This window comes from Candidatus Kryptoniota bacterium, assembly GCA_036567965.1.
In the GTDB taxonomy this organism is placed as follows: domain Bacteria; phylum Bacteroidota; class Ignavibacteria; order Kryptoniales; family JAKASW01; genus JAKASW01.
The window spans coordinates 457,634-482,901 of record DATCTN010000031.1 but is presented as its reverse complement, the minus strand read 5'-3'; the positions used below and the strand labels follow the sequence as shown (position 1 = coordinate 482,901).

The window sequence follows — 25,268 nt, the reverse complement described above, 5'->3', positions numbered from 1 at the left end:
CGGAGGTCCAGCATGTTAACATCGTTGATCGCAGTAGCCTGCGGTGCGGCGGCGTTCCTCATCGGCTGGTTCGGTCAAGCATCAATTACCAGGAAGAAGATCGGAGCCGTGGAAGAACGCTCCAGGCAGATACTGGAAGCGGCGGATCGAGAAGCAAACTCGCTCAAAAAAGAAAAACTCATCGAAGTAAAAGATGAATGGATCAAGAAGAGACAGGATCTAGATAATGAATTCAATTCACGCCAGCGAAAAATCCAGAACGTTGAACGTCAGCTCACGTCCAAAGAAGAAAACCTGGACCGGAAGGCGGAATCGTTAAGACAACAGGAGAAGAGCCTTCGGACACTCGAATCGGACGTCAGGGAGAAAACCCGGGTCGTCCAGTCGAAGGAAGCAGAGGCCGAGAGGCTGGTCCAGCTTCAAACGGAGAAGCTTGAGAAACTTGCCGGCGTATCCCGCGACGACGCCAAGAAAATGCTCATTGAGAACCTGAAGAACGAGGCAAGAAGCGAAGCCTCTCTCGAGATCCGCGAGATCCGCGAGAAGGCTCGGATGGAATCCAAGAAAGAAGCCCAGAAGGTCATCGTCCAGGCAATCCAGCGCACAGCGGCAGACCATTCCGTCGAGACGACGGTAAGCGTCGTCAGTCTCCCGAACGAGGAAATGAAGGGGCGCATAATCGGGCGCGAGGGAAGAAACATCCGCTCGTTTGAAGCGGCGACAGGATGCGACATTATCGTAGACGATACCCCCGATGCAGTCGTGATATCAGGTTTCGATCCTTTCAGACGAGAGATCGCGAAGATCGCCCTCGAGCGTCTGATAACCGACGGGAGAATCCATCCGACAAAGATCGAAGAGGTCGTCGAGAAAGTGAGAGGCGAGCTCGACGAGGAGATCGTGCAGATCGGCGAGGACGCGCTTCTCGAAGTCGGAATTCACGGCGTGCATCCTGAGATCGTGAAGCTCCTCGGGAGAATGAAATACAGATCGAGTTACGGGCAAAATGTTCTTCAGCACAGCATCGAGGTCGCGTTCCTGAGCGGACTGATGGCAGTTGAAATCGGTCTTGACGCCACGCTTGCCAAGCGCGCGGGACTTTTCCACGATCTCGGAAAGGTTGTCGACAAAAACGTCGAAGGTCCGCATGCCCTGCTTGGATTTGAGATCGCGAAAAAATTCGGTGAAAACCCGGTAGTGGCTAACGCGATTGGGTCCCACCACGAGGACATCGAAATGGAGAGTCCGATCGCGGCGATCGTGCAGTCGGCAGACGCAATAAGCGGCGCCAGACCCGGTGCGCGGCGCGAATCACTCGAAGGGTACGTCAAGCGACTCGAGAAACTCGAAGGCATCGCGAACTCCTTCTCGGGAGTCGGCAAGACATACGCGATCCAGGCGGGCCGCGAAGTCAGAGTCATTGTCGAGCCGGAAAAGGTGAACGATATGTTCGCAGACCAGCTTGCCCACGAGATTTCCCAAAAGATCCAGGAGCAGATGGAATATCCAGGCCAGATAAAAGTGACAGTAATCCGAGAGGTCCGCAGTATCGCATATGCGAAATGATATCCGGCCTCTCCGAATCGGACTGACCGGAAATATCGGAAGCGGAAAGTCGACCGCAGCTTCACTATTCGCCGAAATGAATGTGCCGGTAATCAACGCGGATATAGTCGGACACCGGATCCTCGAGCACGACGAGAACGTAAAGAAGAAAATCGTCGGGAAATTCGGAGCCGATGTCCTGGTCGATGGAATAATAGACCGTAAACGAATCGCACACATCGTTTTCAATTCTCCCACCAAGAAAACCGATCTCGAAAAGATTCTCCATCCCGCCATAATGGAATCAATTGACGCCGAGCTGGCGAATATTGGAGAGAAACATTACGCGATAATTGAAGCCGCTCTTATATACGAAGCAGAACTCTCAGACCGTTTCGACTATATCATTCTTGTGAAAGCCGAGAAAAATCTTTCGATCGAGCGGGCTTCTACCGGACTCGGAATAAGCAGGAAAGAAGCAGTTGAGAGATTAAACACCCAAATTCCTCAGCTTGAAAAAGAGAAACTTGCCGATTTCGTAATTGCAAACAATGGCACGGTTGAAGATCTGAAAAAGAAGGTAGAGCTGCTCCATTCCGTCATCTCTTCCCTTCCGAAAGGAAGTGCTGGAGATGATTGAAATAAATTTCACGAAGATGAACGGAGCGGGTAACGATTTCGTGGTCATAAATAACTTTAGTGGCAGCTTGAAAACCGCGCTACCTCCTCTTGCCGCCGCCTTGTGCGCGAAGGGATTCGGCATCGGCGCGGACGGAATGCTCGTCCTTCTGAAGAGCGCGGAAGCAGACTTCGAGATGAGATACCTGAACTCCGACGGCAGCGAAGGAGGAATGTGCGGCAACGGCGGCAGATGCATTGCCCGGTTTGCGCTGCTCAAGAAAATTTCCGGCAAGACTACACGGTTTGCCGCGCATGGAAGGATTTATTCCGCCGAAGTATTCGATGATAACAAGGTACGGCTCCACCTTCCCGATCCGGAGAAGATCGTGAAGTCCTTGAAAATACCCGTCGGCTCGAAAGAGCTCGACGCCACATACGTACGTCCTAACACGGACCACACAGTTCTGACGAGCGGAGAAGGATTCGATCACGTCGAGAAGGCCGATCTGGTTGCCCTCGCGCGAAAAATCAGGTTTAACTTCGGCATATTCCCAAAAGGCACCAATGTGAACATTATAGAGAAGACCGGTCCGAATGCTATTCGCATCAGAACTTACGAGCGGGGAGTAGAGAATGAAACGCTCGCGTGCGGCACAGGAGCGGTTGCTTGCGCGATCACGTCTTCACTGAGATACAACATGATCTCGCCGGTGGAGATACTCACTGCCGGAGGTGAGACTCTGAAAGTTTATTTCGACAGAAAAGCGGACACATTCTCAAATCTCGTTCTCGAAGGGAGCGCGAGAGTGGTTTTCGAAGGACGGATTAAATACGACGAGCAAACGCACAAACTCCTGGACCTCACTGATGGACAAAGAAAGATTTGAAATGATCGTTGAGAAAGCCTTCGAGGATATTCCGTCTAACTTCAAGTCGAGGCTGGAAAACGTTCATGTTGTCGTCGAAGACATGCCGGATCCGAACGACTTGCAAAGCGTGCACATTCAAAATCAGGAAAACCTTCTCGGGCTCTACTCGGGAATCCCGCTGAGCAAGCGCGGAGCGGATTACGGCGTGTACCCCGTTCTGCCCGACAGGATAAAAATATTCAGAATGAACATCGAGCGCATTTGCAGCAGCGACGAAGAGGTCGAGGCGAAGATCAGGGAAGTACTTATCCACGAGATCGCGCACTATTTTGGTATGACGGACAAAGAGATAAGAAAGGCCGGCTACTGAATTGGAAATACTTCTTCATCAGTACGGCTACCTAATAATTTTCGCGATCACGTTATTTGAAGGCGAGACGGTACTGATAATCGCGGGGATACTGGCGCATCAGGGGTTACTGAATCTCGAGCTCTCGATGTTGTCCGCGTTCCTCGGCTCGACCATCGGCGACCAGCTCTTTTTCCAACTTACGAAGCACGAGGGATACGAATTCGTCAAGAAGTTCAAGTATGTGGCTTCCGTACTTCCCCGCGCCGAAAAGCTGGTAAAGAAATATGGCGCTTACGTCGTCCTTTTTTCGAGATACATTTACGGTTTGAGGTCGGCGTTGATCGTAATGTGCGGGCTGGCGGACATGCCTTCGATAAAATTTTCCGTATATAATATTGCCTCGGCATTAATTTGGGCTGTTTCTTATGGGTTTCTTGGTTATTTTTTCAGTGAGGCGATAGGTTCATTTGCGGGACTGAGGAGAGTTGAGATAGTAGTAGCCGCAGCCATAGCGATCGCCGCGCTGATATACTGGATCGTGAGAACAGCGAACTCAAAGCCTGCGTCCGAGCAGCCAAAATAGGAGGTCTAGATGTCGAAAGTTCTACTGGAGATCAATTACGAGGTGCAACCTGAAAGGCATGAGGATTATATCAAGCTGATCGACGAGCTCAAGTCGGGGTACGAATCGTCAGCCATCGCCAAGCTCGAAGTTTACCAGGTCCAGGGCTCGCAGAACCATTACATGGAAATTTATACTTACGAGAACGAAGAGACTTTCCAGAGCGCCGACGATAGCGCGTTCGATGAGCTCGTGGTGAAAATAAACGACTGCCTCGTACCGGATAAACTGAAGTCTTATACTCTACACCAGATCTGAAGAACTAAACGGGGCGACATCAAAAGTCAAAACTAGATTCGATACACTTTTGAGTTTTGATCTCCAACTTTGAGCTATGACTTCTGAATTCGCGACTCCTGCAAAATCCAAGTCATCGGACAATGTCTATATGAGGACCGTACTCTAGCTTTCATCCCATCCTAAACTTCGGCTGTATACAATCCACGTTGCCTATCGCATCGCGAAACTGAAAACCTCTAGATCGGAAGATGCTCACGAGAACTGCAATGTTAGAACAATTCTTGAGTACGGCCTTCGGAAAAGATGACCATGAGTCCCGATCCCGCAGAACGGGATCACAGAAGCCACATTATGTGTGAAACTGTAGTGTTCGAGGGGTAGAAGTTTCCAATATGGGATTAGGAAACAAGGATTGTCCGAGCGACAGCGGAGCAGTCATGAGAAAGCAACCGGAAGTTGAGCTTTAACATTACTTTTCTCTCTGTTGTTCTTTTTCTTTTGCTCACCCAAAAGAAAGTGAATGGAAAGTCCGCCTTCTGCGGATGCGCCGCATGTAAAATAATCGGAGGCGCAAAAAAGGTGCCCCGCGAAAATGGTCCCGACTGGGGTCGGGATCGTCCCGTACGCAGTTGTATGCGATTTTTTGAATAGCTATTCCAATTCATTCGTCAGACAAAAAATCGCTGTATCCATACGTTGAGTCATGCAAGGATACTACCTACTCAACGGGACTCCATTTTCGCAAGGGGATGCAATGATTGTGAGGTTTCACGGAACATATTTTGACCTTTGACGTTTCATAACTAACCTTCAGGACACAATGCTACTAACCGCACTCATTATCTTCGCGTTTACCTACATTGTCATTTCTGTTCAGCGACTTCCCTACTTCCATTTAGACAGAACTTCCGGTGCTATGATCGGTGCGGTTGCTATGATCGCGCTCGGCATCGTAACGATCAACGAAGCGTACATGTCGGTGAATCTCGACACGATCGTGCTGCTTCTCGGAATGATGCTCATCGTGGCATATCTGCAGGTCAGCGGGTTCTTCGATCTTGTCGCGACGTTTGTGATGAAGAGAGCGCAGACCGGCAATAGGCTGCTGCTTATGATAATAGTCGCCGCAGGAGTGCTCTCGGCGTTCCTCGTGAACGACACGATATGCGTAATGATGACGCCGTTCATACTTCTTCTTACCACGCGCTCGAAGCTCGACCCGAAGCCGTTCCTCATCGCGCTCGCCACAAGCGCGAACATCGGAAGTGTCGCGACACTTGTGGGCAATCCTCAGAACATGCTTATCGGAACGTTTTCAGGCTGGCCTTACCTGAAGTTTTTTATTTTGATGCTGCCCATCGCGCTATCCGGACTGGCGGTCAACTTTTTCATTCTCAGGATCTTCTTCAGGAACAAATTGAACCCGGCACTCGCGCCTCAGAAGCCGGAGACTTTGCGGCCGCTCGACAAGCCTCTTTTCTACAAATCGCTTGGAGTTATGTCAATCGTCATAATCGGATTTTCAGTCGGCGTGAGCTTGTCCTTCATGGCGATCCTCGGAGCGGCGCTTCTTGTACTCGTGTCGAATAAGAGGCCCGATGAGATGTTCGCAAGGGTAAATTGGTCACTCCTCCTCTTCTTCGCGAGTCTGTTCGTGGTGGTTGGAGGAATAAATAAAGCAGGGCTTGTCGAGGAAGCTCACCAAATGCTCAGAGGGTACTTCTCTATTTCCGCGGCGGCACAGATAGGGACCTTTTCATTCGCTTCTTTGGTCCTTTCCAACGTTGTCTCGAATGTACCGTATGTGATGGTTGTCAGGCACTGGATCGCGTCATTCAGCGCGCCGGCTCTCATGTGGCTCGTGCTCGCGATGAGCTCCACATTCGCGGGTAATCTCACAGTCGCCGGATCGGTAGCCAACATGATTGTTCTCGAACTTTCAAAGGACAAAGCGCCATTAGGTTTCTGGGAATTCACAAAAGTAAGCGGCGTAGTGGCGATCCTAACATGGATAATTGGGACGGGAGTATTGATTGTTTATGGAATGATGGGAGTGGGTATTAAGTGAAGAGGCACAAAGGGAGAGAGGTACAAAGGCACAGAGGGAGAGAGGTGGAAGGCACAAACCTGTTGGAGAGGAAAATGGACAAAGCGAGAGACTCATGTAAACACAATCAGATAAAAGGAGGAGCTGGCTAAAATGAAGACGATCAAAACGATCATCGCCTGTGTTGCATTGATTTCGATTACGGCGCGCGCGCAGCAAACGGCGTTTCAGGATTCTCTACTCGACAAGCTTGCCGGGAAATGGATCCTTCAGGGTACGATAGCGGGACAGGAGACGACTCACGACATTTCAGTTGAATGGGTATTGAACCACGAGTACTTGCAGATACATGAAGTATCTCGCGAGAAAAACGCGCAAGGTACGCCGGCATATGAGGCGATTGTATACATCGGCTGGAACCAGCAGACGAGTCAGTATCAATGCTTATGGCTCGATGTGACTGGTGGAGGAGGCTTGAACGGCGACGCGATCGGTCACGCGAAGCAGAACGGAGATGAGATTCCCTTCTTATTCATAAGTCCGGACGGCAGCAGCTTTCACACGACATTCGCATACGGGCTTGACACAGACACATGGAAATGGATAATGGATGCAGAGGCGGGCGGAAAGACTCAGCCGTTCGCGAGATTGACGCTGAAAAAAAACTAAGCTCTTTGATGTGCACATACCCGCGTTGAAGCTTGCGAGTTCACAGCGCGCGGGTGACTTAGCCATGTGAACCCACTACAATGCTTTCATCCGCAGTGTTGGTGCAAGAAACGGCTGAACCTTGATAATTGAAATGCCGAAGGTTAGCTTCATGCAGGCATAGGGTAACGGGAAGGTGAATGCGATCGTGCAAACAGGAGGCAATTCAGGAATTCCTGACCAGGGAAAGGGGCTGTTAGAAGTCCTGGAGGATGAACTGCGCCTGCGTAACTACAGCTACAAGACGATTAAGGCGTATCGAAGTCATCTGCGATCGTTCGTGAAGTATTTCTCTCCTCGTGATCCGCGGGAGCTGTCAAGTGACGACATCCGAAATTACTTACTGGATCTGATAGATGTCGAGAGGATTTCGGCAGGTTCGGTGAATCAAGTGTTAAATGCGATGCGATTTCTTTACGTGGAGTTGTACAAACGACCTCTGGTTCTCGGGAATATACCGCGTCCGAAAAGGTCAAAGAAGCTACCTGTGGTATTGAGTCAGGAAGAGGTGCAGAAACTCATAGGGGGAGTAAGAAACCTAAAACATCGTTGTCTATTGATGGTCACTTATTCCGGCGGTTTGAGAGTGAGCGAAGTGACCCACTTAAAGGTGGAGGACATAGATGGGGGAAGGAAGGTGATTCACGTTCGGGCTGCCAAGGGGAAGAAGGAGCGGTATACGCTGCTTGGCGATGCGACCCTTGAAGAGCTAAGGAAGTACTGGAGGGCTTGTCGTCCGATGAAGTGGTTGTTTCCGGGTCAAAGCGAGAGTGGGTATTTGAGCGTGCAGTCGGCAGAAAAGATTTTCAAAGCCGCGGTGGCGCGGGTAGGGATAATAAAAAACGTCTCAATACATTCGTTGCGGCACTCCTTTGCCACTCATCTTCTCGAGGCAGGGGTGGACTTAAGGTATATTCAAGAATTATTGGGTCATTCAAGTTCCAAGACGACAGAAATATATACACACGTTACGAAGCGGGCTATCGGGCAGATAGCGAATCCGATTGACAAGCTCTTTCCGAAGACATGAAGTACAAAAACCAACTACAATTTTACACCCAGATTGGACGTGAAGTCGTAATGGGTAATTACAGTAGTTAGCCGCAAGCACGGCACTCAATTGACGAGGAATCCGATATGACAATAATCGAAGAGATTAAAATTCACGCTGAAGCTCTCCAACAAGCCGTGAACGACGACAAAAAGTTCTTTGCTGCTATCATCCATTACGTAGACCGACTTGCTCAGCTTGCCAAAGCTAATCGAGAGGATGTCAGCAAGGATGAATTCAAAATGCTTGCCGATAAGATAGAAGACTTCTTTCAGAGGTACCGCCCGACTGGGGAAAGCCTCTACATTCCGCCCAACCAGACTTCTAACGCTGATCCCACCGTGCAAGACATCAACAGATTAGTAACAAAACTAATCTCACTGGATGACGATGCTTTCAAGGCACTTTTTCCTAGCCCCCGTTTTGCATCTCAAGCCAAAGGGCCCTCTGTCACATCTTCATCGAGCCCCTGCGTGTTTATCGGCCATGGCAGAAGCAAGCTCTGGGCAAGAGTCAAGGTCTTCTTAGAAGACGAGGTGCACATTCCCGCCATTAGCTACGAATCTGAATCAAGGGTCGGAGAGTCAATTGTGCCAATTCTTGAGAAAATGCTTGACCAAGCTACGTTTGCCGTCCTTATTCTAACCGCTGAAGATGAGACTCCTGACGGTTCCAAACGCGCAAGGCAAAACGTCGTTCACGAAGCAGGACTTTTTCAAGGGAGGCTTGGCTTCACGAAGGCCGTTGTCCTGAGACAAGATGGACTAGAGGATTTCTCCAACATTGCTGGTCTCCAATATATTGGTTTCAGCGACGACAAAATCGAACAGACCTTTTACGAGTTACAGAGGGTACTCAAACGAGAGAAAATGATTTCTTAACTATTGGCAGTGCCGTGCCTGCGGCTAACAACGAGAAAAGAGACGCTCGATTATTGTATATAATGGAGCTCGCTTCACGCCGCGCACATTATAGCCGACGAGGAGCACGGCGCGACTCTTTTCTCGTGGACGTTAGTTGCCATTGCCGAATGTTTTTAAAGTGATCTGACGGGAGACCTCATGTGTGATTCGTATAGCATTCTCACGACTTGGACTCCTATCGCGGGAGTCATGGTTGGACTTCTTGGAGTTATCATTGCGATTCTGAGCCTGCGCTCTCAAATCAAACGGTCGAAGTTCACCCAAAGCGTTGACCTTCTTCTTAAGTTAGAGGACAGATTCACCAGTTCTCAGCAAATGGTAAGTGCGAGGCGAAACGCTGCCAAATCTCTTCAGAAAGGCGGCGATTCAGAAGCCGATGATGTTTTTGATTTCTTCGAGACCGTAGGAATGCTTGTCCGAAAGAAGGCACTTGATGAGGAGATGGTTTGGAACACTTTCTTTTATTGGCTCCACCACTATTGGGTGGCCTCTGAGAATTATGTCGCTTCTCAGAGAGCGGATGATCCCACAACTTGGGAAGAGTTTGCATTTCTTAATCATTGCATCACGCAAGTCGAGAAAAGGAAGACGCATTGTTCCGACGATGACCTCAAGTTGTCAAAAGAGGACATAGCTTCTTTCCTTGAGGAAGAATCACAACTGTGAATACCGTTAGCACCCTACATCATAATCATGAGTTATTTCAAAACCATAGATAGGTGTCCTATGAAATATTCAATCGCCTGCTTCTTAGTAGCACTCTGGCTTGCTGGGTGCAGTACTTCACAGAGACTCACGAATCTTACGCCAGCATACCTTTATCTTGAACCAAGCGTAACCGCCTACGAGAATCCAAGCTCTGACATAAGTTCGTATAAAACGTTCGCTGTCTTTCCTTACTCCGTAGTTGATTCACTGACACAAACCAACCCGATTCTCGAACAACAGCTTCTTTTCTATGTCCGCAACCTATTCGAGCAGCAAGGGTACAGGTTCGTGCAATTAAATGACCACCCTGATTTTCTGATGACCGTAGATGGACGTTCCCAGTATCAGGAGAGGTATGTTCCACCCCAGTCCATGACATTGCCATACTGGGTGCCTAGCAAAACAATCACTGTGGAAGGGTTTTCCTCTGGGAATCTGAATTTCAATACCTTCGGTGACATTAATTCTTTTGGCTGGGGCAACTGGACTGAGAACAGCACACAGACAGTGCAAGTGCCAGGATATATGACGACGCAAAGTTACCAAATGCCAGGGTATACGGTTGGACACTACTATCCTGAGCTTGTTATTCAAGCATATGATAGCAAAACGCTGCAGAATATTTGGACCGCAACAGGTGTAGGAACCTCAGACAATTCCGACGTAAGAGTCTCTGGACAACTCGTATTGATTGACATGGTCAACAAATTCCCCACCTCAAAGCAAATTGACCAACCGACTCAGACTGGCTATGTGGGCTTATTTCTAAGACTTATCACCGTCGATGGCAATAGCTACTATCCTACAGTCGTTAAACTGATGGACGGAATGCCCGCGGAGAGTGACGGCGTAGAATTGTATGATATGATAGTTAAGATAAATGGACGCGACACGCGTAACATGCCAATGACAGAGGTTCTTGGTATGATGCGAGGTAGCGAGGGTTCGCAGGTTCAGCTGACAGTGTGGAGGCTCAATAAGCTGCTCGACTTTACAATCACACGCGCTGCAAGGAATCTGAATTGACAATGGCACGGCAACGGCAACTAACAAGCCGGACAAAGACGCTCGTCATTTTTATATTTGGTTCTCGCTTCATGGCACGCACATTATACGAAGAAGGAGCGTGCCACGACTTTGTCCGGCAGGACGTTAGTTGCAATTGCCTGCCAAGGAGATATTGAAATTGAGAATGCTAAAGGGCGTGCTTTTTGGAATAATGGTTGTCGGCATAGCGATTAACAAATCAGATGGACAGTGGCAAGGGATGAACGGACCGTGCGGCGCAATGGTCACTGCTCTCGCTGTTGATGGCCATGTTCTCTTTGCCGGTACAAATAACAACGGGCTCCTCCTGAGCTCTGACAATGGCAACACTTGGTTAGAGCCTGACAGCGGCATGCACGCAAGTATTTCCATTTTTGCCTTTAATAACGGGATGGTTTTTGCTGGAACAAATCAGGGGGTCTTCCGATCCACTAACGAAGGAACAACCTGGACGCAGACAGAAGGTGGTTTGAGCGGCTTAAGCGTCATATCGCTTGCCACCATAGGCAAGAGAGTATTGGCAGGGACGGATCAGGGCATCTTCGTTTCTTCGAACGGAGGTGACAGTTGGATACACGTTGACTCAATGGCGGGCAACTTGAACTACGTCGTTTCGCTTGCAACTGAAGGCACCAGGGTTTTTGCGTCTGCATACGGGGGAATATATGTTTCTGCCGACTCAGGCTCGGACTGGGAACAGGTCAGTAATTCACCTGACCGCGCAAGTTGGTGGCCCCCCTCTCTTTGCATTTTGGGAGAAAACATAGTGGCCGGATCAGCGAGCGGTATCTTCGTATCGACCACCGGCGGGACAAGCTGGAGCCATATCACTTCGGGTGCGCCTGACACTGTATCCCATGTTTTCGCAGCCGGTGGATATGTTTACGCAACGTGGTACAGCCATCTTTATATCTCAGAAGACAGTGGCAAAACTTGGAACGCAACCAACCACGGAACTCCCAACCTACCATATGTTTTCTCATTTGCCGCCGCTGGAAATAGACTTTTTGCAGGCACGTACAGCGGAGTCTACACTTCGACTGACAATGGCAACACCTGGACGAGTGTAAGCATGGGGTTCCCGAATCTCGGCAGCCGCACCTTTGCGACAAACGGATCGCTTATTTTTTCGGGCTCATCAGCCGGTGTTTTCGTGTCTTCCGATGGTGGGCTAGATTGGCTGCCGGTCAGCTCAGGGATAAATGACCCTGAAGTCGATGCTCTGACCCTTCTGGGAAATACTCTTTACGCCGGTACGTATACTGGGGTTTACATTTCATCCGACTACGGCGCAAGCTGGGATCCGACCAGCAAAGGATTACCTTGGCCTGCTCAAATAAATTGTCTTGCCACGATTGCGGGTAATATTGTTGCGGGAGCCTCTGGGGGGATCTACGTTTCCACAGATAGCGGCAAAAGCTGGTCTGATGCAACCCCAGCTATCAAATACCTTGAAGTGTATTCGTTTGCTCAGCAGGGCGACGACGTGCTGGCAGCAACGAACCTCGGACTATACATATCAAGGAATCATGGCTTAGACTGGTTGATGGTCAAAGGTTCGGGCCCTATCTCCGCTATTTGTGTTAATGGAACAACGATATTTGCGGTGGATATTAATTGGGTTAGTGTATCCACCGACGCCGGCAATAGTTGGACACGTGCAAATGCCGGATTACCTAGTCCCTTGCCTAACGCTTTTGCCGCTATTGGCGGTTACGTCTTCGTTGGAACGATCGGAGGGATCTACCTTTCAAGTGACAACGGAAGCACTTGGACATCAGTCAATTCAGGTACGTCATCGACCGGCAACGTAACGTCACTTGCGTTAATCAATGGATACCTTTTTGCGGGCACATCGCAGGCCGTGTTAAGACGCCCGCTTTCAGAAATGATCAACGATTTTCCTTTCCCTTCAGATTTCAGGTTATACCAGAACTATCCTAACCCATTCAATCCTTCCACCACAATACAATACAGTCTACCTGACCAAGCACAAGTCACTCTGAAGGTATATGACGTGCTTGGAAGGCTGGTAGCAACGTTAGTCGATGAGCATCAGACAGCCGGTGCTCATTATGTCCTTTTCAACTCCGAGAAATTGTCAAGCGGAATGTACTTCTACCGATTGCAGGCTGGCACATTCATCAACACCAAGAAACTCTTGATAATCAAATGAACGGGCAACTGCAAGTAACAAGCCGCATCACGACGTTCGTCATTTTATATTCAAGATGCTCACTCAATGGCGCCGACATTAGAATATATGGAGCGGGCGCCACGGCGCGATGCGGCAGTACGTTAGTTGCCACGTGGCTTGCATTCAATTTAATGTGGGAGTCGTGCATGAATAAAACAGTCCTGAGTATCTCTTTAGCGGCGGCGCTTCTTCTGTTCGGGTGCGCGAAAGGAAGCAATCCCGTCTCCCAAGATGGAACTTCTCATACTTTTTACGGACAAGTTCTTGATAGCCAAGGAAAGCCGCTGGAAGGTGTTGCCATCCATTATATGTTCACCACCGAACCGAACTCGTTGTACAAATTGGACAAAACTTGTCCCTCTACGATTATTGGCTATACAGTCCCAAGGCGTTGTCATGTTACAGTAACCCTTCTTCGATGGTTCACGCTTGATTCGATTGCCACGCTTGTGGACGATACGTTGAACGCGGGTGAATACATGGTTACTGTCGATGGGCTGAGCGCTACTAATGGAGTTTACATTTGTCGAGTTGTCGCCGACACTTCGGTTTCTGAGTTCAAGATAGCACTTGAGAACTTGGATTACTCTGTACTTATCAAGAAGACCCCTTTGACGACGACAGACTCTAATGGCAAATTCTCTTTGCCTTATGGAATATTTGCTTTCGGCGTTCCGTTTGTTCTTACCAACGGGGTCAACCCCATCGACACCGTGTACATGTCACGAACAATAGAATTCGTTCTCTATAAGTCGGGCTATCAAACTGCGGTTCAGTCGGTCACCATTGATACGACCACCGATATGAACCAACAATTTCATTTGGCTCAGTGAAGGTATTTGGTTACGACGGTCGCCACGCAGCAACTAACACGCCGCATCACGACGCTCGATTATTGCATATCATGGCGCTCGCCCGCCTTGCGGGACGGCGGACAGGCTCCATGCCGCGCACATAAGAGGCTTCAAGGAGCGCGGCGCGAGCGTGATTGCCGCAAACGTTAGTTGCAATTGCCCTAGGAAGAAAAGTAGAGGAAACTATGTGTTGCGTTAGATTAAACTTGATCGTACTCCTAATGCTTATGACCGCGGATAGGCTGGTGGCTCAGTGGGTAGACAGAAGTCCGTCGGGCATTCACGGGGGTTCCTATACCTGTGTCTACATGGAACAGGATGCACAAAACGGTTGGTCGGTCGGTCCGGGAGGCACGGCCATGCGAACGACAGACGGAGGCGAGACATGGTCTAGTGTCTACCTTGGAATAAGTAATTACCTCACCGGAGTATTCTTTGTGGATCAGTCGACAGGCTGGATCATCGGGGGCAAGAGTTCATGGAACAGTCCTAGCAATGCTATCATTATGGGTACAACCAACGGCGGCTCATCATGGACTATCCAGTACACCTCGCACGAAGACCTAAACGGGCTCTATTTTACTGACAGGCACAATGGCTGGATCGTTGGTAGTACGAATCCCCAAGTGGAGAATGAAGGCTTGATCCTACACACTACCGATGGAGGAAGTCATTGGGCAAAAGACTCGATTTTCGGAGACCTTTACAGCGTCAAGTTTCTCAATCAAGCGTATGGTTTTTTGGGCGGAAGTGGAATGTCTGCAAATGCCGGAGTAATTCACAGAACCACGGACGGGGGGAAAAGCATTACAGATTATGCCCTCACCGGTGACATGTATTCGGCGACAGGCGTCCCTGACATCGCTTGGGCAGATTCCAACCGTGGATTTTGCGTCACCGGTGAGTTGGTGTTTAATACAACAAATGCCGGTGCGAACTGGAAGCAGGTTTTCTCATATCAGGAAAGTGGGAGATATTTGAACCACGTATCTTACTTGGGAGGGTCCAGCTGGCTTGTCTCTTCATCTTCAGTAATCTTCAAGACAACAGATGACGGGAACAGCTGGGATACCTCGCTCGTGTACCAGAATCTACTTCCATACTCGCAAATCTGGAATGTCAACGATATCGTCGACATGAAATTTGTTAACAGTAATAGCGGACTTGTCTTGATAAGGCCAGGGTATGTTTATCTTACCGCGGACGGTGGAACGTCTTGGACGCTTATAGAGCCAACGCTTCAGAACCTGAATTCCATCGACTTGCTTTCCACAACCTCTTTAATCGTAGGAGGAGACGGAGGCAGAGTCTTCAAAAGCACCGACGCAGGAGATACATGGACAATTCTCAAGGTTCCAACGACCACAGATGTGCTGCAAACCGATTTCATATCAGAAAAAGACGGTTGGGCGACGACCTTGGACGATTTCTATCGGACGTCAGACGGTGGGTCGAAATGGATATTGACATCTTCTGCCTGTCTACCTAATCCTTTGACCGTCTTTGACACATCTCTTATGGTTGGAGTGCGGGAGCAAGTTCTCAACGGGAATCATGGATTTTCTGTACAGGAGGGGAACGTAGTGCGATCAACTGATGGCGGAAGGAATTGGACCCAAGTCTATGCGATAGATTACTTCGTCCCACCAGGCTCTATTTACTTCTGGAATTCAGTTCGCGGCTTGGCAAGTTTACCTGTTGAAGATTTTATCGGTTCCACAGCATCTGTTCTTCAGACTTCTGACAGTGGGAAGACCTGGAGTATCCTCTCGCAAATTTCGTTTACCGACAACATAAGCTCATTTTCATTCGTCTCTGACTCCATCGGATTCGCGCTTGCCGATTCCGGGCGAACTGGGACTCGGGCCATGATCGTCAAGACATCGGACGGCGGTAGATCATGGAAAGTAGTTTCGGAGATCGATCACGGTCTTTCGTCTCTGTGCTTCGTCGATGCGTGGCATGGCTGGGCTTGCGGAGCTGGAGGTATGATATACAGGAGTTCTAATGGCGGGACAAGTTGGCTAGGATTACAGGTCAATCCGGCCTATGATCTAAATGTCATCAAATTCGCAGACACCTTGAGCGGGTACGCAATTGGAGGCCGCGGACTGGTCCTAAGGACAGATGACGGAGGACTCACATTTGTTTCCATTCGATCTCATGATTCTCCCATCAGCTTTGCGCTTTCACAGAATTACCCAAACCCGTTTAATCCCTCAACTATGATCAGCTATCAACTTCCGGCTAACAGCCATGTTAGCTTAAAGATTTACGATGTGCTTGGGAGGGAGGTTGAAACACTCGTCAACGAGCGCCAGACAGTGGGGATTCACTCCGTTACGTTCGAAGCGGTCAACCTGCCGAGCGGAGTTTACTTCTATCGTTTGCAGGCTAGCCTATTTACGCAAACCAAGAAGCTCGTGGTTCTCAAATGAGACGGGCAACTGCAACTAACATGCGCAAGCCGCCAGGCAGCCGGGTCAATGATTAGGGCGCTTCATCAAGTGAATTTTCTAAGGAGATTCCAATGTTCTATTTCGTGTTAGAGGTAATAGGCGTTTCGATTCTGGTTTCATTACTCTCGACGTGGATCAAGCTCATTCCACACTATCCGAAACGAAAGTATGCATTCATCCAACAATTGATCAACACCGCATTCCTAACTATTCTTCTGACCTTTCTCTGCTTATTTGAGATTTATCCATCCTGGTTCCTGCTTTTCGCGCTGATACTCTTTATCCTGTGGTTATCCATTCGAATCACCGGCGCCATTGTTCCGAAGGATGGAGAATCAAGCATCGAGACTCCAAATAGAACAAAGAGCGACATGTAATGCGATCGTCCCGTGGCTCATACGCTAAGGAACCTACCCGTTATGCCGCTTCATAACCGATGGCTCGTTATGCCGGCTCTGGTTTCCGCAAGGCTCTAAGTTCAGTGGAAAACTCTCGTCGAAGTGAACGATAACCTATCGGACTGTTCATGCGGCTTGAGGCAGAGATTGAAGCAGATACCTGATTGAGGAGGATGTATGAGTATTATCGGTGCCCATTCCATCATTTACAGCAGGAAGCCTGAGTCTGACCGAGCTTTCTTAAAGGACGTGCTGAAACTGCCCAACGTGGACATCGGTGAGGGTTGGCTGATCTTCGCGCTGCCACCCGCTGAGGTCGCGATCCATCCCTCGGATGAAAACGATATTCATGAACTGTATTTGATGTGTGACAACGTAAAGAGATTTGTTTCCGAGATGAACAGTCACGCTATCGTTTGCGGCCCCATCCAGAATCGCGACTGGGGACTGCTCACCGAGGTCAAATTGCCGGGCGGAGGCAAGCTCGGAGTCTATCAGCCCCGCCACAAGAGTCCAAATGCCATTACCAGGCGAACACGAAAGAGAATGATCAGGCCGTCAACGAAGGAGAGAAAGGCCGTAAGAAAATCGGGCAAATGATCTGCATGATAAATTCCGCGTACTGCAGATGGCGCCAGCATTTGCATGAAACTTTTGCCCCGCCGAACTTGCTATATTAGTATACAGATGAGAAAACGTAACGAGGATATGAGGAGCTCGCGTCGATGAAGATCAATAAGCGGGACGAGCAAGCGCAGGATTTCGTCCTGCTGCACCGCGTGGCGCAACGGATCAATTCGAACCTGGATCTCGATTCCCTTTTGGAGGAGATCGTCAACGACGTTTCCCAGACAATCGGCTGCTCACGTCTTGCCGTCCTGTTGAAGGATGACCGCACGAATGAGCTCGTCGTTGGAGCGGATTGCGGCGGCGATGCAAATCAACACATGAAAGGTGATCGCTTCAAGATCGGCGAGTACGGGATGGTCGGACACGTCGGCGCCACCGAGCAAACTTATTACGCGCCCGATGTCAGCGTAGACCCTTACTACCGCGTGAGCGACAGCCAGACCCGCTCGGAGGTAGACATACCTTTGCGGTCTAATGGGAAACTAATCGGCGTCTTCAACGCACAGCACAAGGAGCTCAACGCTTTTACGCCGGACCGTATCGAGCTTCTCGAGGCGCTTGCGGGACACATCGCCACAGCGATAGAAAACGCCCGCATGTTCCAGCGCGAACGCAATGAAAAGGAACGAATGTCAAAGGAATTGTTGGAGGCGCAGAGCATACAACGCAGCCTGTTTCCTCCATCGCCTCCTGTTGTCTCCGGATTCACAGTCGACGGCACTTGTCTTCCCTGCCGCGAGGTTGGAGGCGATTGGTTCGATTACGTCCCGCTTAGTGATGGTCGTCTGGCAGTTGTCCTGGCGGATGTTTCGGGGAAAGGAATGGGAGCAGCCATGCTTATGTCATCTACCCGATCAGTGCTCCGTCTGGTTGCAGAGAGCGGACTATCGCCGGCTAAAGTTCTGGGCCGTGTCAATCATGTCCTGCTGACAGATTTCCCGGCAGCAAGGTTCGTTACAATGGTGTACGCAATTCTCGACCCGAAGGAAAGGAGCGTCGTTTTTGCGAATGCCGGGCATTGCCTTCCGCTGCTTATCGATGGAGCCAGCTTGCCGGATTTCCTTTCGACAGATGCGGGACTCCCTCTGGGAGTAAAGGAAATTTCTTTCTCCGAGCGAACGGTGATAATGAAGCCCGGGAGCAGGCTCGTGTTCTATTCGGACGGACTGACCGAAGCTATCAACCTGTCACTAGAACTGTATGGCGAAAAGCGCCTGACCGATAAACTTTCAGACCGCTCATTGTCGATTGCGGACCTGTTGCGAGACGTCGAGACGTTTAGAGAGGGTTATCCCGTGTGCGACGATCTCACCGTGGTAATGATAGAAGCAAAATAATCACGGGACAAACCTGGGAGCGAATAACGCATCCGAAATGGTTTTTCTTTTTCGATCCTAGAACGGCAGCACACAATATCTGCTTCTCTTCGAGATGAGGTTCGGCCGCCACACCGCATTGCAACGGCTTGCCTTTCAAAAACGCCAGTTCTAAATGATTCGAACCGAATACTAAGGCGAATAGGAGAAATGAGGAAGACCGCTCGAGGCCAGAGTCATCGTTGAAGAAAAAAAGCTTGTCTATGAATTGGAAGGATACGAGGATTATACGAAGAAAGTAAAATATAGACTGGTCCCATTCGTCTGGTAATATGAGCACCCGGCCATCATCTTGGGTTTCAGCGAGGATGCGAAGACGAATCGGGAAGCGGGATGCACGTGAGAATCGGCGGCACCTTATTTCGAAGAGCGATCTTACTCATACAGTGAGCCGCCTCTTCCAGGATCCAACAGATCGACAATCAAATAAAATCGGTGGAAAAGTTATGAAACGCAGTCGAAACGGGGTTTGCCCGGTTGAACGAGCCGGTTCACTTGACAGCAAATTGAGAAAGTGGTTTCAGAATCCGCGAAAGATACTTTCGCCTTACATCAAAGAAGGAATGACTGTTCTCGATGTCGGTTGCGGTCCGGGATTTTTCTCGATTGAAATGGCAAAGATGGTAGGTACGGGCGGAAAAGTAATCTCGGCGGACCTGCAGGAAGGGATGCTCGTTGAGCTTGCGAGGAAGATCAGGGGCACCGAATTGGAAAGAATAATCAAGCGCGTGCAATGCGCTAAAGATTCGATCAACGTGTCTGATAGAGTTGACTTCATTCTAGCTTTCTACATGGCTCACGAAGTCCCCGACAAGAGCTCCCTCTTCAGGCAGCTTAAGGAGGTCTTGAATGTGGACGGAAAGATCCTCCTTGTTGAGCCGAAGTTTTTCCATGTTTCACGCGAAGAATTTGAAAGTACCACCACGCTTGCCGAGAGCATCGGATTCAATGTTCACCGAGGTCCCAGGCTCCCATTCAGCTGGTCTGCGGTGTTGATGAACGCCTGAGTGAAGTAAATGATTAAGAGACTCTGCGTGGACTAATAGACCCATCCCGCCGGCTTGGACAAATCGCGAGATGATATTCCCATTCCTCAGGGCTGGATTGAGTTCGATGTGGAGGACATTGATGGTGCGACGGTCGACCTGAAATCTTAAGGCTATGGGCTTCTGGTTTCAGCCAGGAAGGAGCCGTGAGGACAGACGGTCACGCGACCCATCGGGCCCGAAGGAGTTCTTGTCGGAATAACGTTCACTCCCTGGATGCGAAATAAATAGCCGAGAGTCTCAAGCCGGCTGAAATGCATCCGTAAACAACTTGCGTTATCATTTGACTAAATTCTTGGTCATATTCAATCATGAAGCACAAGTTTGTCATGTTAATTGCCGTCTTTTTGTTCCATCATCAGTCTGCAGATTCACAAACTTTTTCATCAGGCGATCACTGGTACACTAACCCGCTCGGTTTCTCGCCGCTTGAATTGCATGCCGCGAACGGATTTCTATTGCCTGCGGCTGCGGTGGCGGCTTGCCTCATCTTCACGAAAGACGATACTTCACTGACAAACGGAAATGCCCTTTATAACGAAGACGGAATATCGTGGGGGTACAAGATTCCTCACACGACGCTGTTCCAGAATAGTACCGGCATTTCACACGCTCTGCGGAGATGGATGAGCGTCGGTCTGGAAATATGCTTATATAATGTAATGGACGAGTATAATAACACCGGCGGGGTCGGAGTACGACCGTTCGCGCGTTTCTATCCGTTAACTGAAAAAAGATGGAGGTTGTATTTTGAATCGGGAGTGGGAATCATTTATTTCTTCGACAACTTTCCTAAACCCACAATTGCCGACTCCAGACTCGGGACACATTGGAATGCCACTTCAAAGTATGGTATCGGAAGCGAAATAAATCTCGACTCCTCGACATCTATCGTGATCGGTGCAAGACATGTTCATGTATCGAACGGAAATGTCCTCGGTGTAGATCGCAATCCGTCTCATGACAGCAACGGTTTCTTCGTGGGATTTTCATATAGGCCGGCGAATCAATAATTCGAAAGTTAAAGCTGCTACAGAAAAACCTAGCGACTCCAAACTGATACAGCGCCGACGACTTACGCCGCCCTTACTTCAGGCCGTACGCGTTCAGATCTCCTGACTCATCGGTAATGAACAATACTCCGTTGTCCACAATTGGACTTTCCCAGTGAATTCTGCCGATATGAGAGTCGTGCCAGAGCACTTTTCCGGAAACAGGATCGATCGCGCGAAGGTTGTTACTCCCCGCGCAGTACAATATGTCGTTTGCGACAACAGGAGAACTCCCTCCGCTTGAACTCTTCCACATTATTTTAAGTGACGGCATTCCCTTCCTGTCGACATTGAGCTGGTACGCAGCAAGATTATTGTAAGTCTCGACGAACACCCAGGCTGAGTGGTCCTTGGGGTTCGCCCAAACAGCAGGCGCGGTAAAAAGCATTTCGTCGCCGGCGATATCGACGAGCTTTCCAATTTCTCCTCCCGTGTGCCCTGGTCCACCTTTGCCGCTGAGATCCTCAAGGTTCACAAGACGCAGCTTGGCATCCTTTCCTCCCTGGACGGCAAGGTTTTTCACGCCACAATTATCGGGGACGGGAACGACCGCGGGTGCAGTGCTTCCAAGATCAAGATCTGCATCGTTCAGCTGAGCTTCGTTGGACGGCGTATAACTGTCGACTGGATTTCCGTCGATACCCGTCCCGTCGGGGTTTAGCGAGAAGATTGTGTCGCCCCAGTCATGGTGAGCCGGGTTAAACGGGCCATTTCCAGTCGCCATGTAGATTCTGTCCGTGGCAGCGAGGTAAACGACTCCCGCGCGTGCCCAGATCGCCGACTGAACAGAAGTACAGTCGGGCTTGCCGGGTTTCTGGACGAAGTGGACAGGGTTGTCGCTGCAGTTCGCGTTGAACACATGTTGCGATCCGTCAGTGAGATTGATAGCGGTGACATGTCCCTGGTAGTCGCCCCTGTCGCCGAGATAGCCGCCGTTCGGCATGTAAAGATAAGTCACCCCGTTCTTCGCGGTAGCCATCGTAATGGGTGATGAGCCCTTCTCGTTGAACGGCTTCAGCGTCGTGAGCTCAGGCCAGCCTCCGCCTTTTACTTCGTCTCCGCTTTCGATGTGATATTTATGAACAAAGCCATCCAGACCATATGAGTAAACAAATTCCTTGTTGAAATCGACTACGGGCGAAGAGGTCGTATAGGTCGGTTGATATCCGTTGTTAATTCTGTATGACCCCGATCCGTACTGATGCTGCCATATTTTCTCTCCCGTTGAGGCGTCGAGCGCAACAATGTCGCCCTCCTTTGTCGTTACAAAAATCATGTTTAGCGTTCTGTGCGCAGTGTAAACATTGCTGAGGTAAACCGGCGCGCCATCTGCGACATCGGGCAGAGACACATGGTACAACTCGCGCAGTCCACTTATGTTTTCCTGACCGAGCCCTGTTTCCATTGTATCATTCCCGCTGTGCTGTGCATCGAAATTAAATTGGAGCCAGTCATACACTTCTGGTCTTTTGCTCCCACTCTGTGAATACGCGGGGAATTGCACGCCGACGCAAATTAATGCCGCAACCGTCGCAGCAAGAGTCGTAATTCCTCTGCAATTCTTATTGTAAACCTCGTTTCCCATTCTCATGACACTCTCCTCCTCTTCGAATTTCGCAAAGCTGATTCCTGTTACGTGAGAACCGATACTCTAGGATCCTCTATTTCAGCAGTCAAAGCAAAACAATTTCACCGGGCGGTATCCTGAACTTTGTAGTATCGCTATTCTTGTTCCGGTCCTGTCCGAGACGTATTATTACTTTTCTCTTCTAGATATCGAATCAATTGCTCTCCTTGCCGCATCTTTCAGTCTGCCGTCTATCTCCACTTTTTCCCTGTCCTGAAGCACCGTGAGCACGCTTTTGTCTCCGATTCTGCCGAGCGAGCTGATTGAAACGAGTCTTGCCCAGATGTATGGATCATTGATGTAAGATTCCAGAATACTCATAGTATTTGCATCGTGCGGACCGATCCGACCGATTTCGTTTATTGCGCGCAGCCGCAGAGATTGCGGCTCCCCGTAGTGTGCGAGCTTAACCGCTTCATCGAATGCCTTCGCCGAATCGATGGACGCGAGCGAGGTTAGGGCGGTGCTCTGCAACACTTCTTCGTATGAGTCCTGTGTGAGAGCATTCTCAACAATCGGAAGAGCCTTGTCGGGATCTGTGGCAGACAGTGCTCTTACGGCCGCCGCACGCACGAAATAGTTCTTCCTCGAACTGTAAATCCGGGAAAAAAGGTCGACAAGGTCTTTGTCCTTGAAAGCCGCAAGTCCGTCGATCGCCTGCTCCTGCACGCGCGGATCTTTGTCATCGACCGCATTTCCGAAAGCCTGCTCGACATCAGGCATATGGAAATGTCCAAGAGAACGCACGCATGCTTCGCGCACTCCCCAGAAATCATCTTTACTCAGTGCTTCAAGGAGCGGGGACACCGCACTATCTCCCTTCGCAGTGCCGAGTTCCTCCGCAGCCCAGATTCTCCCAGCGACGTTCGGGTCGTTCGCAAGCTGGTACGCGAGCTCTGGAATAGACTTGCTGAAGTTCAACACTTTCAACAGGTAGTTGTTTTCGTCGAAGTTCACCATCAGGGGCTTGTCCGTTACATCAAATGTATAATTGTTGCTCACGGAGTCGACCCAGATCCTCGCCGTAATCTTTTGCGACGCCGTGACGATGTAAATATCCACGGGCATCTTATACAATGGCGTCAGGCTGTCGATTATCTGAGCCTGAGTGACGTGAAGATCGAGCTTGTGCGAACTCTGATCATAATCGTAGCTGACATCATAGACCGGATGCCCCGCCTTGTAAACCCACTCGTTGAAAAACCAATACAGATTATAGCCCGTCGCTTCCCTGACTGCGTTCTCAAAATCGTGGGTATCGACGTTCCGGTGCTGGAATTCATTTACGTAATGCCTGATCGCGTTCGTGAAAAGTTGATCACCGAGGATTCCACGAAGCATATTGAGTATGTCTGCGCCTCTTGGATAAATGTAGACGCTGAACAGGTCCACCGGGTCGTTGTACCTGTCGTAGACGGTGGGCCTTCTCTCTCGTTCGTCGGCGGAGATCACTTCCCGCTGGTCGTTTGACATTTCATACTGGAAGTAGTCTTCACCGAACGCAGGTCTCGCGTACAGCGCTTCGAAGTATGTAGCAAATCCCTCGTTAAGCCATGCGTTTGACCACGAGCGGCAGGTCAGGAGATCTCCGAACCACTGATGCGCAGTCTCGTGAGCGACAAGGTCGGTGCTTTCTACCTGCGGCTCGGCATCCTTGTCATGTAATGTCCCATCGGTAAGAGTTATCGCGGATACATTCTCCATTCCACCGAATGTAAAATCCGATACTGCAGCCAGCGCCAGCTTCTGCCACGGATAATGGTAGCCGGTGATGTCCGAGTAAAATTTCAAAATGTCCGGCGTGTGTGAGAAGTTGTCCATGGAATATGAAGCTTGAGCAGGGGGAACGTAATAATAGATCGGATCATTGCCGAAATGATCTTCCGCTACCGAGTATTTTCCCGCCACGATCGATATGAGATAGATGACGTGCGGTTCCGTCTCGACCCATTTGAATGTCTTGGTCTTATCGGCATGGTCCGTTGATTCCCTGTCCAGTGTCCCGTTCGAGACAACGACCCAATCCTCCGGCACTGTCGCAGTCAGCGAGCTTGTCAGGAAGTCATCCGGGTAATCGTGGCACGGGAACCAGTATCTCGCGTCCTCCATTTCACTCTGGCTCCAGACCTGCGGCGAGCGTTTAGGATAAGCGGAGTCGGGCTCGATAAAGAAAATTCCTTTTTTCGGAAAAGTCGAATATGTGATTGTATAAATCAGAGTGTCGTCGATACCGTATTTGCCTCCGAGAGCTATCGACAGTGTGTTGCCATCGTACGCGAAGTTCAGAGATTTTCCATCCATGACAATTTTGTCAATCGTCATGTCGACCGCATCGAGATTAACGGTATCGTAGTCTGTCCGGAGCGGTACGATCTTCTCCACAGCGGTTCCGAAGACTTCTTTCTTCTCCATATCGAATTTGAATCTCAAGTCTATGTTAACCATATGAAATTCTCTATCGGGGGGATGATGACGTGGAGGGAGTACATCACCAGACGGAGTTTGAGGATAAGCCTGGCTTAATGAAAAAACGAAAATTAAAAAGGAAACATGTAAAATGGATTTCATTCATCCTCCACGATTTGACTGCCGAAGAAATGAGACCAAGGCGCCGTTTGAAAGATCAACTTAGCAATTCCAACTAATTATAAAAAGAGAAGCGGGGCTAATAAGTTCCCTGGCAGGAAGTGTGGCGGAGTTATCCGTCTATTTTGAGAGTATCCTCGTCGGGATGGATCGTGGCTAGACTGTCTCTGGAAAACGGGGTGACAGGAATGCTCACTCTCCGATTCGAGTAATCATACGGATGTTTGGGATCGCTGAGGTTGCTGTCCGCATAACCCCGCAGCTGTAGAACCTGGTCTTTGTTGAGCGCACCATCAGCCATTACTTTTCT

At 49.6% G+C, this 25,268-nt stretch carries 23 protein-coding genes; 20 read left to right on the top strand and 3 right to left on the bottom strand.

From position 1 onward, the window contains the following. Window positions 1-12: 12 nt before the first annotated feature. The 20 genes from rny to VIS48_16690 all read left to right on the top strand — a co-directional run bounded on the left by rny (window position 13) and on the right by VIS48_16690 (window position 20,706). Window positions 13-1,566, top strand: a complete 1,554-nt coding sequence (gene rny, locus VIS48_16785) for a ribonuclease Y (protein HEY9167812.1) — start codon at window positions 13-15, stop codon at window positions 1,564-1,566. Then, window positions 1,556-2,185: a dephospho-CoA kinase gene (coaE, locus tag VIS48_16780; protein HEY9167811.1), complete on the top strand. Its 630-nt coding sequence runs from the start codon at window positions 1,556-1,558 to the stop codon at window positions 2,183-2,185. Before rny ends, coaE begins: the two co-directional genes overlap by 11 nt. Continuing rightward, on the top strand, window positions 2,178-3,053 hold the full coding sequence (gene dapF, locus VIS48_16775) for a diaminopimelate epimerase (protein ID HEY9167810.1): 876 nt from the start codon (window positions 2,178-2,180) through the stop codon (window positions 3,051-3,053). Before coaE ends, dapF begins: the two co-directional genes overlap by 8 nt. Next, window positions 3,034-3,405, top strand: coding sequence for a metallopeptidase family protein (locus VIS48_16770; protein ID HEY9167809.1), 372 nt, complete (start codon window positions 3,034-3,036; stop codon window positions 3,403-3,405). The genes dapF and VIS48_16770 overlap by 20 nt, the downstream gene beginning before the upstream one ends. Before the next feature lies 1 nt (window position 3,406). Next, window positions 3,407-3,970, top strand: coding sequence for a DedA family protein (locus VIS48_16765; GenBank protein ID HEY9167808.1), 564 nt, complete (start codon window positions 3,407-3,409; stop codon window positions 3,968-3,970). A gap of 9 nt (window positions 3,971-3,979) precedes the next feature. Continuing rightward, window positions 3,980-4,267: a hypothetical protein gene (locus tag VIS48_16760; GenBank protein ID HEY9167807.1), complete on the top strand. Its 288-nt coding sequence runs from the start codon at window positions 3,980-3,982 to the stop codon at window positions 4,265-4,267. An 802-nt stretch (window positions 4,268-5,069) separates the two neighbouring features. Then, on the top strand, window positions 5,070-6,317 hold the full coding sequence (locus VIS48_16755; protein ID HEY9167806.1) for an anion transporter: 1,248 nt from the start codon (window positions 5,070-5,072) through the stop codon (window positions 6,315-6,317). Between the two features lie 132 nt (window positions 6,318-6,449). Further along, the gene (locus tag VIS48_16750; GenBank protein ID HEY9167805.1) at window positions 6,450-6,965 is read left to right on the top strand and encodes a hypothetical protein; all 516 of its coding nucleotides are present in this window, start codon (window positions 6,450-6,452) and stop codon (window positions 6,963-6,965) included. A 187-nt stretch (window positions 6,966-7,152) separates the two neighbouring features. After that, on the top strand, window positions 7,153-8,034 hold the full coding sequence (xerA, locus tag VIS48_16745; protein ID HEY9167804.1) for a site-specific tyrosine recombinase/integron integrase: 882 nt from the start codon (window positions 7,153-7,155) through the stop codon (window positions 8,032-8,034). Window positions 8,035-8,141: 107 nt separating this feature from the next. Next, window positions 8,142-8,936 carry a nucleotide-binding protein gene (locus VIS48_16740; GenBank protein HEY9167803.1) on the top strand — a complete coding sequence of 265 codons (795 nt, stop codon included), beginning with the start codon at window positions 8,142-8,144 and terminating at the stop codon, window positions 8,934-8,936. Between the two features lie 180 nt (window positions 8,937-9,116). Beyond that, window positions 9,117-9,644, top strand: a complete 528-nt coding sequence (locus tag VIS48_16735; protein ID HEY9167802.1) for a hypothetical protein — start codon at window positions 9,117-9,119, stop codon at window positions 9,642-9,644. A 60-nt stretch (window positions 9,645-9,704) separates the two neighbouring features. Beyond that, window positions 9,705-10,712, top strand: coding sequence for a DUF4136 domain-containing protein (locus VIS48_16730; protein ID HEY9167801.1), 1,008 nt, complete (start codon window positions 9,705-9,707; stop codon window positions 10,710-10,712). A 166-nt stretch (window positions 10,713-10,878) separates the two neighbouring features. Then, the gene (locus VIS48_16725) at window positions 10,879-12,909 is read left to right on the top strand and encodes a T9SS type A sorting domain-containing protein (protein HEY9167800.1); all 2,031 of its coding nucleotides are present in this window, start codon (window positions 10,879-10,881) and stop codon (window positions 12,907-12,909) included. A gap of 167 nt (window positions 12,910-13,076) precedes the next feature. Next, on the top strand, window positions 13,077-13,763 hold the full coding sequence (locus tag VIS48_16720) for a hypothetical protein (GenBank protein ID HEY9167799.1): 687 nt from the start codon (window positions 13,077-13,079) through the stop codon (window positions 13,761-13,763). A gap of 380 nt (window positions 13,764-14,143) precedes the next feature. Next, window positions 14,144-16,222, top strand: a complete 2,079-nt coding sequence (locus VIS48_16715) for a YCF48-related protein (protein HEY9167798.1) — start codon at window positions 14,144-14,146, stop codon at window positions 16,220-16,222. 92 nt (window positions 16,223-16,314) lie between these two features. Then, complete coding sequence (locus VIS48_16710) at window positions 16,315-16,620, top strand: hypothetical protein (protein HEY9167797.1); 306 nt, start codon at window positions 16,315-16,317, stop codon at window positions 16,618-16,620. A gap of 198 nt (window positions 16,621-16,818) precedes the next feature. Then, a complete protein-coding gene (locus VIS48_16705; protein ID HEY9167796.1) occupies window positions 16,819-17,241 on the top strand; it encodes an extradiol dioxygenase in 423 nt (140 codons plus the stop codon). A 125-nt stretch (window positions 17,242-17,366) separates the two neighbouring features. After that, a complete protein-coding gene (locus VIS48_16700) occupies window positions 17,367-18,608 on the top strand; it encodes a GAF domain-containing SpoIIE family protein phosphatase (protein ID HEY9167795.1) in 1,242 nt (413 codons plus the stop codon). A 485-nt stretch (window positions 18,609-19,093) separates the two neighbouring features. Then, window positions 19,094-19,654, top strand: coding sequence for a methyltransferase domain-containing protein (locus tag VIS48_16695; GenBank protein ID HEY9167794.1), 561 nt, complete (start codon window positions 19,094-19,096; stop codon window positions 19,652-19,654). A 350-nt stretch (window positions 19,655-20,004) separates the two neighbouring features. Then, window positions 20,005-20,706 (top strand): acyloxyacyl hydrolase, encoded by a 702-nt coding sequence (locus VIS48_16690; protein ID HEY9167793.1) that lies wholly within the window; start codon window positions 20,005-20,007, stop codon window positions 20,704-20,706. Between the two features lie 73 nt (window positions 20,707-20,779). Here the strand turns inward: VIS48_16690 and VIS48_16685 are convergent, their stop codons facing one another. From VIS48_16685 to VIS48_16675, 3 genes are all read right to left on the bottom strand, one after another. Further along, on the bottom strand, window positions 20,780-22,336 hold the full coding sequence (locus VIS48_16685) for a PQQ-binding-like beta-propeller repeat protein (protein ID HEY9167792.1): 1,557 nt from the start codon (window positions 22,334-22,336) through the stop codon (window positions 20,780-20,782). A 165-nt stretch (window positions 22,337-22,501) separates the two neighbouring features. Further along, window positions 22,502-24,817: a M1 family metallopeptidase gene (locus VIS48_16680; GenBank protein HEY9167791.1), complete on the bottom strand. Its 2,316-nt coding sequence runs from the start codon at window positions 24,815-24,817 to the stop codon at window positions 22,502-22,504. A 253-nt stretch (window positions 24,818-25,070) separates the two neighbouring features. Continuing rightward, a complete protein-coding gene (locus VIS48_16675; protein ID HEY9167790.1) occupies window positions 25,071-25,259 on the bottom strand; it encodes a hypothetical protein in 189 nt (62 codons plus the stop codon). Window positions 25,260-25,268 lie beyond the last annotated feature (9 nt).